12 protein-coding genes are annotated in these 13,270 nt (G+C 64.5%); 5 read left to right on the top strand and 7 right to left on the bottom strand.

All coding sequences use genetic code 11. From position 1 onward, the window contains the following. The first annotated feature begins 76 nt into the window (after window positions 1-76). The 3 genes from AC1DTQ_RS16930 to rarD all read left to right on the top strand — a co-directional run bounded on the left by AC1DTQ_RS16930 (window position 77) and on the right by rarD (window position 2,965). Window positions 77-898 (top strand): bifunctional transcriptional activator/DNA repair enzyme AdaA, encoded by an 822-nt coding sequence (locus AC1DTQ_RS16930; RefSeq protein WP_477851080.1) that lies wholly within the window; start codon window positions 77-79, stop codon window positions 896-898. 208 nt (window positions 899-1,106) lie between these two features. Then, on the top strand, window positions 1,107-2,054 hold the full coding sequence (gene yedA / locus AC1DTQ_RS16935) for a drug/metabolite exporter YedA (RefSeq protein ID WP_477851082.1): 948 nt from the start codon (window positions 1,107-1,109) through the stop codon (window positions 2,052-2,054). Further along, window positions 2,051-2,965, top strand: coding sequence for an EamA family transporter RarD (gene rarD, locus AC1DTQ_RS16940; RefSeq protein ID WP_477851083.1), 915 nt, complete (start codon window positions 2,051-2,053; stop codon window positions 2,963-2,965). The genes yedA and rarD overlap by 4 nt, the downstream gene beginning before the upstream one ends. Here rarD and AC1DTQ_RS16945 read toward each other — a convergent pair. The 3 genes from AC1DTQ_RS16945 to AC1DTQ_RS16955 all read right to left on the bottom strand — a co-directional run bounded on the left by AC1DTQ_RS16945 (window position 2,962) and on the right by AC1DTQ_RS16955 (window position 6,399). Then, on the bottom strand, window positions 2,962-3,573 hold the full coding sequence (locus AC1DTQ_RS16945) for a hypothetical protein (protein WP_477851084.1): 612 nt from the start codon (window positions 3,571-3,573) through the stop codon (window positions 2,962-2,964). The two genes, rarD and AC1DTQ_RS16945, sit on opposite strands and share 4 nt — an antisense overlap. Window positions 3,574-3,583: 10 nt before the next feature. Continuing rightward, window positions 3,584-5,794: a xanthine dehydrogenase family protein molybdopterin-binding subunit gene (locus tag AC1DTQ_RS16950; RefSeq protein ID WP_477851085.1), complete on the bottom strand. Its 2,211-nt coding sequence runs from the start codon at window positions 5,792-5,794 to the stop codon at window positions 3,584-3,586. Between the two features lie 149 nt (window positions 5,795-5,943). Then, a complete protein-coding gene (locus tag AC1DTQ_RS16955) occupies window positions 5,944-6,399 on the bottom strand; it encodes a (2Fe-2S)-binding protein (protein ID WP_477851087.1) in 456 nt (151 codons plus the stop codon). Between the two features lie 95 nt (window positions 6,400-6,494). Here AC1DTQ_RS16955 and AC1DTQ_RS16960 point away from each other — a divergent pair, with 95 nt between their 5' ends. Both AC1DTQ_RS16960 and AC1DTQ_RS16965 read left to right on the top strand, forming a co-directional pair. After that, window positions 6,495-7,457, top strand: a complete 963-nt coding sequence (locus tag AC1DTQ_RS16960) for an XdhC family protein (RefSeq protein WP_477851089.1) — start codon at window positions 6,495-6,497, stop codon at window positions 7,455-7,457. Continuing rightward, window positions 7,454-8,080, top strand: coding sequence for a nucleotidyltransferase family protein (locus tag AC1DTQ_RS16965; RefSeq protein WP_477851091.1), 627 nt, complete (start codon window positions 7,454-7,456; stop codon window positions 8,078-8,080). Before AC1DTQ_RS16960 ends, AC1DTQ_RS16965 begins: the two co-directional genes overlap by 4 nt. 3 nt (window positions 8,081-8,083) lie before the next feature. Here the strand turns inward: AC1DTQ_RS16965 and AC1DTQ_RS16970 are convergent, their stop codons facing one another. From AC1DTQ_RS16970 to AC1DTQ_RS16985, 4 genes are all read right to left on the bottom strand, one after another. Further along, entirely contained in the window at window positions 8,084-9,394 is a 1,311-nt protein-coding gene (locus AC1DTQ_RS16970) for an ABC transporter permease (RefSeq protein ID WP_477851092.1), read from the bottom strand. A gap of 12 nt (window positions 9,395-9,406) precedes the next feature. After that, entirely contained in the window at window positions 9,407-10,567 is a 1,161-nt protein-coding gene (locus AC1DTQ_RS16975) for an ABC transporter permease (protein ID WP_477851093.1), read from the bottom strand. Window positions 10,568-10,577: 10 nt separating this feature from the next. After that, window positions 10,578-11,267, bottom strand: a complete 690-nt coding sequence (locus AC1DTQ_RS16980; RefSeq protein ID WP_310091857.1) for an ABC transporter ATP-binding protein — start codon at window positions 11,265-11,267, stop codon at window positions 10,578-10,580. Between the two features lie 558 nt (window positions 11,268-11,825). Further along, a complete protein-coding gene (locus AC1DTQ_RS16985) occupies window positions 11,826-13,076 on the bottom strand; it encodes an efflux RND transporter periplasmic adaptor subunit (protein WP_477851095.1) in 1,251 nt (416 codons plus the stop codon). Window positions 13,077-13,270: the final 194 nt, after the last annotated feature.

Here is a 13,270-nt window from a genome sequence, read left to right on the forward strand (position 1 = left end):
CTTCTCCCAGGGGGAGAAGGAAACGACAGCAAGAATCGGATAGCGGGCGCCCAGTGCGCCCGCTACGCTGTGGGCCATGGATACTAACGACGAAAAACTCGAACGCGCCCGCGTCCTGCTGGACGGCGGCGAACCTACGTTGAACGAATTGGCGGCGGCGGTCGGACTCAGCGCTTCGCACCTGCAGCGCAAGTTCCAGGCCCGCTACGGCATCAGCCCCGCCGAATACCTTGCGCAGAAAAAACTCGGCGCACTGAAATCCGGCTTGCGTGCCGGCAACGACGTCAGCGCCGCGCTTTACGACGCCGGCTACGGATCGCCTTCGCGCGTGTACGAACAGGGCGCGGTCAAGCTCGGCATGACGCCCGCTACCTACCGCGCGGGCGGTGCGGGAATGGAAATCCGCTGGGCGCTGGTAGACACCGTGCTGGGCAGCGCTTTGGTCGCGGCCACCGAACGCGGCATCTGCGCGGTGGAGCTGGGCGACGATGCGCAAGTCCTGGAAAAGCGCCTGCGCGAGGAATTCCCGCAGGCAAGGATCGAGCGTGTGGACGCGGGCAGCGACGACTTCCTTGCTCCGCGTTTGCGGGCGGTGGCCGAGCGCTTGGCGGGCCGCAGCAGCGACGTGCCCGTGGATCTGATGGGCACCGCCTTCCAAAAGCGCGTCTGGGATGCGTTGATGAAAATTCCTTCCGGCCAGACCCGCAGTTACGCCGAACTTGCCGACGCGCTGGGTTCGCCCAAGGCGACGCGCGCGGTGGCCAGTGCCTGCGCCAATAACCGCATCGCGGTGGTAGTGCCGTGCCATCGCGTCATCCGTGGCGACGGTTCCTTGGGTGGGTATCGCTGGGGCCTGCCGTTGAAACAGGCATTGCTGGAACGCGAGCGCGCCGCGTGAATGCATGCAGCCGGCTCTTGTCTGTAGGAGCGACGCGCGTCGCGAAGCTCTGAAACCTTCACGCCTTCGCGACTCGCGTCGCTCCTACAAAGGCGCGCTGCAGGCTTGAGCCAGACGCAACACTGCATGCCAAAGCTTTCAACCCGGCCTGACTGCAGCTGACCGGGACGCGGGATTACAATGGCTCCTTGACTGTCGGTTATCCCCCATGAACTCCTCCGTTTCCAACACGCCGGCTCCGGCGCGCGGTTTGGCCATTGCCGTTGCCCTGGCTGCCGTCTACCTGATCTGGGGCTCCACCTATCTGGGCATCCGTTTCGCGCTGGAAGGCGGCTATCCGCCGCTGCTGATGGCGGGCGGCCGCTTCCTGCTGGCGGGAGCGATGATGTTCGCCGTGCTGCGCCTGCGTGGCGAACGCGCGCCGACGCGCGCGCAGTGGAAGAACATGGCGTTGATGGGTTTGCTGATGATGGGTCTGGGCAACGGCATGGTCAGCATCGCCGAGCAATGGGTGTCGTCGGGCCTGGCCGCGGTTGCCATCGCGTCCACACCGCTGTGGATGGGCCTGTTTTCGCTGGCCCGCGGGCAACGCCCTAGCGGGTTGGAGTGGATCGGCATCGGGATCGGTTTCATCGGCGTGCTCTGGCTCAACGCGGGTAGCACGCTGTCGGCCACGCCCGCGGGCCTGGTGGCGCTGCTGATCGCACCGATCGCCTGGGCCTTCGGCTCGATCTGGAGCAAGGGCCGCGATCTGCCTTCGCCTTTCATGTCCGCTGCCGGACAGATGCTGACCGGCGGCCTGATGATGTTGCTCGCCGGTTTCGTCACCGGCGAAAGTTTCCACGGCATGCCGACGCTGAAAGGCACGTTGTCCGTCGTCTACCTGATGACCTTCGGTTCGATCATCGGTTTCACCGCCTATGTGTGGCTGCTGCACCACGTGCGTCCCACGCTCGCCGGCAGCTACGCTTACATCAACCCGGTGATCGCGGTGATGCTGGGCGCATGGCTGGCCGCGGAGCAGTTCACCGCTCACGACCTGGGTGCGATGGCGGTGATTCTGCTGGGCGTGGTCGCCATCACGTTGGGTAAGGGGCGCAGCCCGAGCACCTCCAAGCCGGCCGCTCTCAAAACCAGTCCGGAGCAGGCGGAATGACCGCAGCGGCCATCGACCGTCGCGGTCTTTGGGCCGCCGCCGGATCGTTCGTGATCTGGGGATTGATGCCGTTGTATTGGCATCTGCTCAAGAACGTGCCTTCGATGCAGATCGTGATGCACCGAATCGTGTGGAGCGCCCTGCTGGTCGTCGCTGGCTTATGCCTCACCCAAGGCCTGCGATGGTTGCGCACGGCTATGGCACGGCCGCGTGTGCCCTGGATGCTGGCTCTGAGCGGCCTGCTGATCGCCTTCAACTGGGGGCTCTACATCTGGGCCGTCAACGCCGGCCATGTGGTGGAAACCAGCCTGGGCTATTTCATCAATCCGCTGCTCAACGTGCTGCTGGGCGTGCTGCTGTTGCGCGAACGCCTGACCGCGGCCCAGTGGGTATCGGTAGCGGTCGCTGCCGCCGGCGTGCTGTGGCTGACCTTCAACTACGGCAGCTTCCCGTGGATCGCACTGTCGCTGGCGGCTTCGTTCGGGTTCTACGGTTTCATTCGCAAACTGGCGGTGGTGGATTCCATTCCCGGCCTGGCCATCGAAAGCCTGTACCTGTTCCTGCCGGCGGTCGCGGCGCTGGTCTGGCTCGAGAGCCACGGCAGCGGTGGATTCGTCGGCAGTTGGAGCTGGCAGACAGACGCGCTGCTGGTATTCGGCGGCGTGCTGACCGCGTTGCCGTTGATCGGCTTTTCCTATGCGGTGCGACGCATTCCCTACAGCGTCGTGGGTTTCATGCAGTATCTCGCGCCGACTTTGCAGTTGTTGATCGGCGTGCTGGTGTTCGGCGAGATCTTCGACCGCGATCGCGCGATCGGTTTCGTCTTCATCTGGATCGGGCTGGCGATTTTCGCCGTCGACGGCGTCTGGCGCTCGCGCAGGCTCGTGCCGATCGTCGCTACCGAAAGCTAGGCGTCGCCCGGGCAGGGCCCGCCCGCATCGGCCCACAGTTTGAAGGCGGCGACGAACTGGTCGTGCGGCACCGGCACCGGCGCGCGGCCTGCACCCGGATTCCAACCCCACAGCACCAGCTTGTCTTCGCCCACATGCTTGAGCAGTGCGGCGAAATCGCGGTCGCCGTTGCTCTTCTTGTCCTTGATCATCGCGCACAACTGTGCGGCGGGCAGTCCGATCCACGCCATCTTGTGTTCCGGCGGCGGCAGCGCCCAATGCGGTGCGCCCGGAGGCGCATGCGGTCCGTAGCTGGCCGGTGGATTGGCTTCGGCATGGCAGGTGGCGCAGGGCAGGCCTAACGCACCCTTTCCTTCGGGACCGCGCACCACGCCCATCTGGTGCGGCGTCTGTGCGTCGAACTGCAACGGCTGGTCGCCGGGGATGTGGCAGTTACTGCAGCGTGGATGCTGGAACACTTTCTCGACCGTGGCGAAGGCCTCGACGGCCTTGGCCTTCTGTTCCGGACTGACGCGCGGGCCGCAAGCGGTCAGCGCAAGCAGGAAGAGGCTGGCGAACAGGGGGCTTGCGAATAGAAGGCGCCCTTCGACGCGGCTCAGGACAGGCATCGTCGTCTCCTCACGCCTTCGCCGGCGCGGCCGGCGTCTGCGCTGCAAGCTGGAAGGGAAGTTCGCGCAGGCGTTGTCCGTTCAAGGCGAACAGCGCGTTGGCCACCGCCGGCGCGATCGGAGCGGTGCCGGGTTCGCCGACGCCGCCGGACTTTTCCGTGCTCGGCACGATATGCACTTCGACCGCCGGCATCTCGCTCATGCGCAGCACCCGGTAGTCGTGGTAGTTGGATTCCTGCACGCGGCCCTCCTTGAAGGTGATGTGGCTGTGCAGCGCCGCGCCCAGGCCGAAGGCGATGCCCGATTCTATTTGCGCGGCGATGCCGGCCGGGTTCACCGCGATGCCGCAGTCGACTGCGCAGACCACTCGGTGCACGCGGATCGCGCTGCTTCCATCAGACGTGGGCTCGACCGACACTTCCGCCACCTGCGCGATGAAGCTGCCGAAGGATTCGTGCACCGCCACGCCACGCCCGCGGCCTTTTTCCAGGGGACTGCCCCAGCCGGCTTTTTCGGCGGCCAGGTTCAGCACGCCCAGGTGCCGTGCGTGATTGGCGAGCAGGCCGCGCCGGTATTCCACCGGATCCTTGCCGGCCGCGTGGGCCAGTTCGTCGACCAGGCTTTCCATGGCGAAGGCGGTGTGGCTATGTCCGACCGAACGCCACCACAGCACCGGAATGCCGGGTCTGGGCGAATGCAGGCCGACGCGATGGTCGGGGACGTCCTTAAGGTAGGGAGAATCGGCGACGCCCTCGGTCGACGTTGCATCGATGCCGTTCTTGACCATCATCGGTTCGAAGAACGTACCGGCGATGATCGATTGGCCGGCGATCACGTGCTGCCACGCCATCGGCTTGCCGTCCGCATCCAGACCCACTTTCGCTTTGTGCACGAACGCAGGGCGGTAGAACCCTCCGCGCATGTCGTCCTCGCGGCTCCATACGGTTTTCACCGGCGCGTTGGCGGCCTTGGCGATGTGCACGGCTTCGAACGCGATGTCGGGCGAGGGATTGGCGCGACGGCCGAAACCACCGCCCAGAAAAGTGGTGTGGACGAAGACCTGTTCGGGTTTGAGTCCGGTGATTTCCGCCGCGGTTTTCTGTTCCAGGGTCTGGAACTGAGTGCCCATCCAGATCTCGCACTTGTCCGGAGAGATCATGACCGTGCAGTTCAGCGGTTCCATCGGCGCATGCGCCAAATACGGAAGGGCGTATTCGGCCTCCACCGTCTTGGCCGCCTTGGGCAGCGTGGCCAGGACATCGCCGGCCTGCGCGGCAGGCAGCCCCGGCGTGCTTGCGAGTTCGGCGAACTGCGCGCGCAGCGCCTTGCTGTCCAGCGCTGCGTTCGGCCCCAAATCCCATTCGACCTTCAGCGCATCGCGTCCCAGTTTCGCCGCCCAGTAATGGTCGGCGATCACCGCCACGCCAGTCGGAATCTGCACCACGTTGCGCACGCCGGCCACTGCCTTGGCTGCGGCCGCATCGAACGACTTGACCTTGCCGCCGAATACCGGCGAATGCGCGACAACGGCGGTCAGCAGCCCCTCGAACTGCACGTCCATGCCGAACTGCGCGCGGCCGGTGATCTTCTCCGGCGAGTCCAAGCGCTTGGTCGGTTTGCCGATAATCTTCCAGTCCTTGGGATCCTTGAGCGTGATCGCGGCCGCATCCGGCGCTTTCAACTTGCCGGCGGCGTCGGCGAGCGCGCCATAACGCACGCGCTGCGTGCCAGCGATGGCTTCGCCGTTTTCGGTGCGGATTTCCGCTGCCGGCACCTTGAAGTGCGCGGACGCGGCCTGCACCAGCATGGCGCGCGCCGCAGCGCCCGCTTGCCGGTAACGATCGAATTCGGACCAGGTGCTGGTCGAGCCGCCGGTGCCCTGCATGCCGAATACCGGACTGAAATACGCCGGCGCCGCCGGCGCGTGCTCCACCTTGATCTTCGACCAGTCCGCATCCAGTTCTTCGGCGATCAGCATCGGCAACGCGGTCCACACGCCCTGGCCCATTTCCGAATGCGACAGCAGCACGGTCACGCTGTCGTCGTTGCCGATACGTAAGAAGGCGTTGGGTACGAAGCTGGCGATCGCCGCGGCGGCCGCTGGTTGCGCAAGGGCCAGGCGTTTGGCGCCGGGGATGACGAAACCGATCACCAGGCCGCCGCCGAGCAGGGCGCTGGTTTTCAGGAACTGACGGCGCGAATTGCTGGATTCTGCGTTCACGGTGAGTCTCCGTTACTGTTCCCTTCTCCCTTCGGGAGAAGGTGGCGCGAGGCATCGGATGAGGGTGCAGCGGAGTCCCATGATGTTTCGGACGTTAGCGACTTCGCCGTACCCTCACCCCTCTCCCGATGGGAGAGGGGCTCTATAAATCAGCCCTTGTCTATCTCAGCCGCGCGATGCACCGCCGCGCGGATGCGCGGATAGGTGCCGCAGCGGCAGATGTTGCCGGACAAGGCCTGGTCGATATCGGTATCGGTGGGCGTAGGAATCTTCGCCAGCAAGGCCACCGCGGACATGATCTGTCCGGACTGGCAATAGCCGCACTGCACCACGTCCAGTTCCGCCCATGCCTGTTGCACCGGATGCTGTCCGTCGGCGGAAAGTCCTTCGATGGTGGTGATCTTCTTTCCTGCGACCGCCGCGACCGGCGTGATGCAGGAACGCAATGGCGCGCCATCGATATGTACGGTGCAGGCGCCGCATTGGGCGATGCCGCAGCCGAACTTGGTGCCGGTGAGTCCCATCAGGTCGCGCAGGACCCACAGCAAGGGCATGTCGGCCGGCGCATCGACTTCGCGTTCGGTGCCGTTGACGTTCAATTTCATGGAGAGTTCCCTGGCGGCAGCTGGGGTGCCGCTCACCTTACTACCGCCGTTACGGGTTGCCAACTGTGTCCGGCTTAGTCCATCGTCTAATGCCTATGAGCAGCTATCGTCGCATTCTTGAAACCTCCGCCGCCGCGCACCAACGCGGGGATTCCGCCGCGCTGGCAGTCGTGGTCGAGACCGAAGGTTCGACCTATGTCAGTCCCGGCGCGATGGCATTGTTCGGAGCGCGTGAAGGACAGGTGGGGTGGTTGAGCGGCGGTTGCCTGGAGCCCGAAATCGAAAAGCGCGCACACGACGCGGTGGCGCATTCGCGCATCGAATGGATGGACATCGATACCCGCGACGACGAGGACCTGATCGGCGGCTCTGCGCTCGGCTGCCGCGGCCGCCTGCGTCTGGCGCTGTTGCCGCTGGCTGCGTTGCGCGGCTGGCCTGTGTTGGTGGAAGCCTGGCGACAGGGGCAGGGAACGTTGCGGCTTTCGGTTTCTTCGGAGGGAGAAATCTCAGCCGAAGTCGGCGAGCTGAAACAGCAATGGCGGATGGACGCTGCGCATTCGGAAGAGTTCCATGCGTCAGCAGCAAGATGGAACCTGACGGTTTCCGCGCCGCCTGCCGTGCTCGTGTTCGGCGCAGGCCCCGAAACGCCGACCTTGCTGCCGTTATTGCGCAGCCTGGGCTGGATGACCACGCTGGTGGAGCGCCGCGCGCGCTGGCTGGCCGAAGCCCATCATGCTGATGCGCTGATCGAAGCTTCACCGGAAGCGGTGGCGTCGACGCCCGGGCAAACCTTCGATGCCGCGCTGGTGATGAACCACAACTTCGAAATGGATCGCGAGGCGTTGTACGCGCTCGCTGCCGGCGAACTTCCCTTCGTCGGTTTGCTCGGTCCGATGCGGCGCCGCGAAGATCTGTTCCGCGTACTGCCGGCGACGGCACGCGAAGCCCTGCTGCCGCGCCTGCGTTCGCCGATAGGGTTGAAGCTGGGCGGGCAGGGACCCGAAGCGATCGCCTTGAGTATCGCCGCGCAGTTGCAGGCCTACCGATTCCCGCAATGAATCCGCCATCGACTCCGCACGTCGCCATCGTCCTGGCAGCCGGCGGCAGCCGCCGGCTCGGCGCGCCCAAGCAGTTGTTGATGCGTGGGGGAGAAACGCTGGTGCATCGCGCGGTACGGTTGGCTATGGCGACGCACCCGCAAAGACTGCTACTGGTCGTCGGCGCTCATGCGGAGGAAGTGCGCGAGGCGGTCGCCGATCTGCGCGTGGATATTCTGACCAACGACGCGTGGCAGGAGGGACTAGCCAGCAGTTTGCGTGTGGCGGTCGGTGCGCTCAGCGAAGACGACGCCTCCGCATTGATCCTAGGCTGCGACCAACCGGCGCTCGAACAAATCCACCTGCAGCGATTGCTGGCGGGCGCAGCCGCTTCGTCCTCGGGCTGTGCGGCGACGCGGCATGCTTCGGCGCGCGGCGTTCCCGCGGTCGTGAATGCGGCCGTGCTTGGCGAGGCACGCGATCTGCAGGGCGATCGCGGCCTGCGCGGCTCACTGCAACGCCTGCCTTCCGACTCGATATTTTTGTTGGAGGCGGTCGAGATGGAGTTCGACCTCGATACGCCGGCAGATGTGGAGAAGGCCATCATCGATGGCCTTCTCGATTCGCTTTCCGAGACAGATTAGCTGTCAGGTTGCGCGCAACGCTTCCGTCACCGGCAGTCGCGCCGCACGCAGCGCCGGGAACAATCCGCCGATCAAGCCGATGCCCAACGCCCACTTCAAGCCGCTCCACAAAAGCTCCGGCGAGACCTTGAACTGGAATACCACTTGGCTGAAGTTCGCACCCAACGTGGCCACGCTGTAGCCGTTGAAGACGGCCCAGGCGATGAAGCCGCCCAATAGGCCTCCCAACAGCGCCAACAACATGGTTTCCAGCATCACCGCCATCACCACTGGCGTGCCGCGGAAGCCGATCGCGCGCATGGTAGCTATCTCGCGCGCGCGACCGGCCACTGCCGCATACATGGTGTTGAGCGCGCCGAATATCGCGCCGATCGCCATGATGCCGCCGATCACCGTGCCCAGGATCTTGATCAGCTTGGTCAGGCCGGTCGATTGCTTGGTGTAGTAGTCGCGCGTGGTCGAAACATCCAATTTCAGTCGCGGATCGCTCGCCATCGCATTCTTCAGCTCGGTGAAGCCCGCCTTGCCGTTCACGCCCGCGGTGACGGATTGATAGGCGCGGCGATCGTACGCGGACGCAAGCGTCTCGATGTCCGTCCACAATTCCGAATCGTGCGCGTCTCCGGACGCGAACACGCCCACCACCGTCCACGACTGATTGCCGAGCTTGACCTGCTTGCCGATCTCCAGCCCGCGGTACTGGCCTTTCGCGCCCTGTCCGACCACCAGCTCGCGCACGCCGACGTTGAACTTGCGGCCTTCGATGATCTTGATTTGCGGACGGATCGCCCAGGCCGCCTCGCTGACGCCGCGGAACTGCGCATTCGCATCCTCGCCAGAACTCGCGGTAGGCAGGTTGACCACCTGCGACAGCTCAGGCGAAAGGATCGGTTTGCCCGCTGCGTCCTTGCGGATGCCGGGCAGGGTGCCGATCAGCGGTACCTGGTTGCGCATGATCACCGAGTTGGTTTCGGCCTGCGAGCCGCCGCGCAGGATGATGGCGGTGTCGTCGCTGCCGGTCTGTTGGAGCGTGGCCGAGAAGCCTTCGCCCATCGCGAGCATCGCCACCAGAACGCCGACCACGCCGGCGATACCGACGATGATCACGCTGGACGCGCCCCAGCGCTGGGGCAGGCTGGCGATGCCGATACGGGCGGCGGCCAACGCCAGGCGGCCGGTGCGGGTGAGCATCAGCCACAATCCGAGCGCCACCGCTACCGCGGCCACGCCGTACCACGGCAGGATGATCCAGACCACCAAGCCGATCACCAGGAACAGGATCGAAAGCGCATTCCAGAGCCATTTCTTCTTCATGGTGTTCTCCTTTTAGCGTCCAGCCAGCGCGTCGACGATCTTCAGCCGCATCGCGCGCAAAGCCGGCAACGCGCCGACAACGATGCCGATGGCCAGCATCAGCGACAGGCCCAGGGTCCAGGTTTCGACCGGAATGTTGGGCAGGTTGAGCAGTCCGCCGCTGGCCGCGCTCAGCACCGGAATGATCACCGCCGCCAGCCCCATGCCGATCACTCCGCCCAGCACGATCAGCAATACCGATTCCACCAGCACCAAAGTGAGCACCGTGCCGTTGGTGAAGCCCAGCGTCTTGAGCACGGCCAGTTCCGGGATGCGGTCGCGCACCGCTTGCGACATGGTGTTGCCGGTCAAGAGCAGCAGGGTGAAGAACACCGCCGCCATGATCGCGGTGACGATCAGGCCGATGTCGGCGAACTGCTTGGCGAAGGACTGCTGGAACGCCTGTTCGGTCTGGCTCTTGGTCTCATGGTCCGAGTTCTGCGAGATCGCATCGATGGCCTTGGCCACGCGTGTGGCGTGGTCCACGTTGTCCAGCTTGACGATGTACCAGCCGACCATGCCGTTGGTGTACTGGTTGGCTTCGTCGAAGTACTTCCAGTGGAACACCAGCTGGTTCTCTTCGCCCTTGCGCTTGCTGTCGTTGAGCTTGAAGGTGCCGCTCATCTTCAGTGGCCAGGCGTTGCTTCCGTCCTTCTGCGGAAAGATGGTGGCCTGCAGCGGAATGGTGTCGCCGATCTTCCAGCCGTTGCGCTTGGCCAGAGACTCGCCGACCATGGCTCCGGTGCGTTCGGTTTGCCAGGCCTTGAGTTCTTCGGGTTTGATGACGAACTCCGGATACAGCTCGAAGTAGTTCTCGCTGACCGAGAAGTTGGGGAAGAAATCCTTCGGATCGCGATAGATGCCGCCGAACCAGGCCGCGTACGCCGACTTCTTCACGCCCGGGGTGGCCGCGATCTGCGGGGTCAGGCTGTAAGGCAGCATCTGCGTGATCGACAAGCGCGAAGCTACCACCAGACGGTCGGCGCCGGCCACGCTTCCGCCGCTATTGAAGGCGACGCGCACCGAGTCCAGCAGGCCGAACAGCAGAAACGCGGCGATCACCGACAGCAAAGTCAGGAAGGTGCGCGTCTTGCTGCGGAACAGCGCGGACCAGATGAGGGAGAAATATTTCATGGCGCCCTCCTCAGTGAGCGGCCGGCGTGTCGGCCAGTTCGCCCTTATCCAGGTGGATGGTGTGGGTCGCGTACTCGGCGGCCTTCGGGTCGTGGGTAACCATGATGATGGTCTTGCCGTGTTCCTTGTTCAGCAGCTGCAGCAGACCCAGCACTTCCTCGGCCGAATGACGGTCCAGGTCGCCGGTCGGTTCGTCGCAGATCAGGAAGGTCGGATCCGAGACGATGGCGCGGGCGATGGCCACGCGCTGCTGCTGGCCGCCGGAGAGCTCGTTGGGGCGATGCGAGCCGCGGTCGGCCAATCCCACCAGCTGCAGCGCGATCTCCGCGTTGCGCTTGCGCTGCGCGCCGCCAAGCTTGGTCAGCAGCAGCGGCAGTTCGACGTTCTTCTGCGCCGTCAGCGTAGGCATCAGGTTGTAGAACTGAAACACGAAGCCGACGTGCTGGCTGCGCCAGTGCGCGAGCTGTCCGTCGCTGAAGCTGTCGATGCGCTCGCCTTCGATCTCGATCTCGCCGCCGGTGGGCGTATCCAGGCCGCCGATGAGGTTCAGCAGCGTGGTCTTGCCGGAGCCGGAGGGACCCATCAGGGCGACGAAGTCGCCGCGCGGGATTTCCAGGTCTAGGCCATGCAGGACGTGGACCTGTTCGGGGCCGCGCTGGTAGTTCTTGGTGAGGTTACGGATGGAGACCAGTGAGGACATGTGCGTTTTCCTTCTTGTGAAGTTGCTTTCGTCTGAGGTTCCAACGCCGGGCGCTGATCGCGCATATCCCCGTCGCCGTCATCCCAGCGCAAGCTGGGATCCATCTTGATCTTGCGTTTATTCGTATTGTTTCCGCGTTTGCTTGTGCTTCTGCTTCTGCCTCCTCCCTTGCGCACAGCGCAGGGGAGGATTGAGGAGGGTGCCTTTGATCTTGCTTTGGTCGTTGCTCTTCAGTTCTTTATCTGAGCTAAAAGCGTTTCGCGCTTTGCGCGAGTCACTTTTCTTTGAACGGCAAAGAAAAGTAACCAAAAGAAAGCCGCCCTGCGTCGCGCCCCACGATGGAGCCGTGGGGTCCGCAAGCAGGCCAGGAATTTCCGGAAGACACATCCTGTGTCTCCGGAAACGGCGCACATCCTTGTGCGCCGCCCTTCGGGTTTTTCCTGACCTGCTTGCCGCGTCTCACGGGATTACTCAAAAGACGATGGAGCAACAGCAAAATCGACAGCAATTCCTACTTAATTCGTTCTGGGGAGATAGAAATCACGAGGCGGCCGTGTTTTATTCGGCCGCTTCCTCCGCCATCTTCACCTTCACGCCTTCCTTCAGTTCCGCCGGTGGGTCCAGGACCACGGATTCGCCGGCCGACAGGCCTTGCAGCACTTGGCGGTCGTCGCCCATTTCGCGGCCCAGCCGGAGTTCGCGCTGTTCCACGGTGTCTTCTTCGGTCACTACGAAAGCATAGTCCTTGCCGTCGCGGTTGCTGATGGCGGCGCTGGGCGCGCGGACGCCTTCGTTCTTCGGCTGCGTGCCGGCGGGCTTGGCCGCTTCCAGGAAGCTGACCTTCACGCCCATGTCCGGAACGATGCGCGGATCCTTCACGTTCAAGGCCACCCGCACCTTCACCGTGGCCTTGCTGCGGTCGGCTGTCGGAATGATGGCGATCACTTCGCCCGGGATCTTCCACTCCTGGTAGGCGTTGAGGGTGGCTTCGATGGGCATCTTCGGCTGTACGCGACCGATGAATTGTTCGCCTACTTCCACTTCCACTTCCAGCGAATCCATATCGACGATGGTGCCGATACCGGTGCGGGTGAAACCGCCGCCGGCCGACAGCGGCGACACGATCTCGCCCGGCTGTGCGGCTTTGGCGGTAATCACGCCGGCGAACGGCGCGCGCACCACGGTGTTGTCCACGCCGTTGTCGGCGATGGTCAGGCGGTCGGCGGACACCTTGGCGTTGCGCTGGGCGGTGACCAGCTGCGCGCGCAGGGAATCGCGCTGGGCGACGGCCTGGTCGTACTGCGATTTGGAAACCAGCTGCTGCTTGACCAGGGTCGACAACCGCCTGGCGTTGGCTTCGGCTTCCACCAGCTGCGCCTGCGTGCCGGTGACCTGGCTTTGCGCGGCGCCCAGCTGGGCCGCGTATAGAGAGCGTTCGGCGTTGGCGTCGATGGGGTCCAGGGTGGCGAGCACCTGGCCGGCCTCGACGCGCTGGCCTTCCTCGATCATCACTTCCTTCACCTTGCCGGTGATTTTGGCCGATACCGTCGCCATACGCCGCGCCACCACGTAGCCACTGGCGTCCAGCACAGAGGCCGATGCGGTGCCCGCGCCGATCGCGGCGGTCGGTGCGGTACGCACTTCGATCGCCTTTTCGCGGCCGAATACGAACCACCCGGCGATCGCCAGCAGCAGCAGGACCAGGGCGAGAGCCGGCCAGAGCCACAGCCCACGCCCTGATTTCTGCGGCGGCGGCGGCGCCTTGCGGTCGATACGGAGTTCTTTGAGCAGGTCTGCGGAAGTATTCATCGAGTAGCCAGACGGGGCAGGGCGGAGAGTGTGACCGGCAAGGTTAACCGAGCCCAGTTGCCGAAAGTCACTTTCTGCGGTTTCCGTTGCAGCGGGAACTGACAACAGTGGCGATGCGACGGCGGCCAGCTTGCCCGCGGCCATCGCAGGGAACCAGTGACAGCTGTCACCCGATTGGGCTGATGGCTTGCACT

Source organism: Pseudoxanthomonas sp. P4_B2 (genome assembly GCF_056402315.1).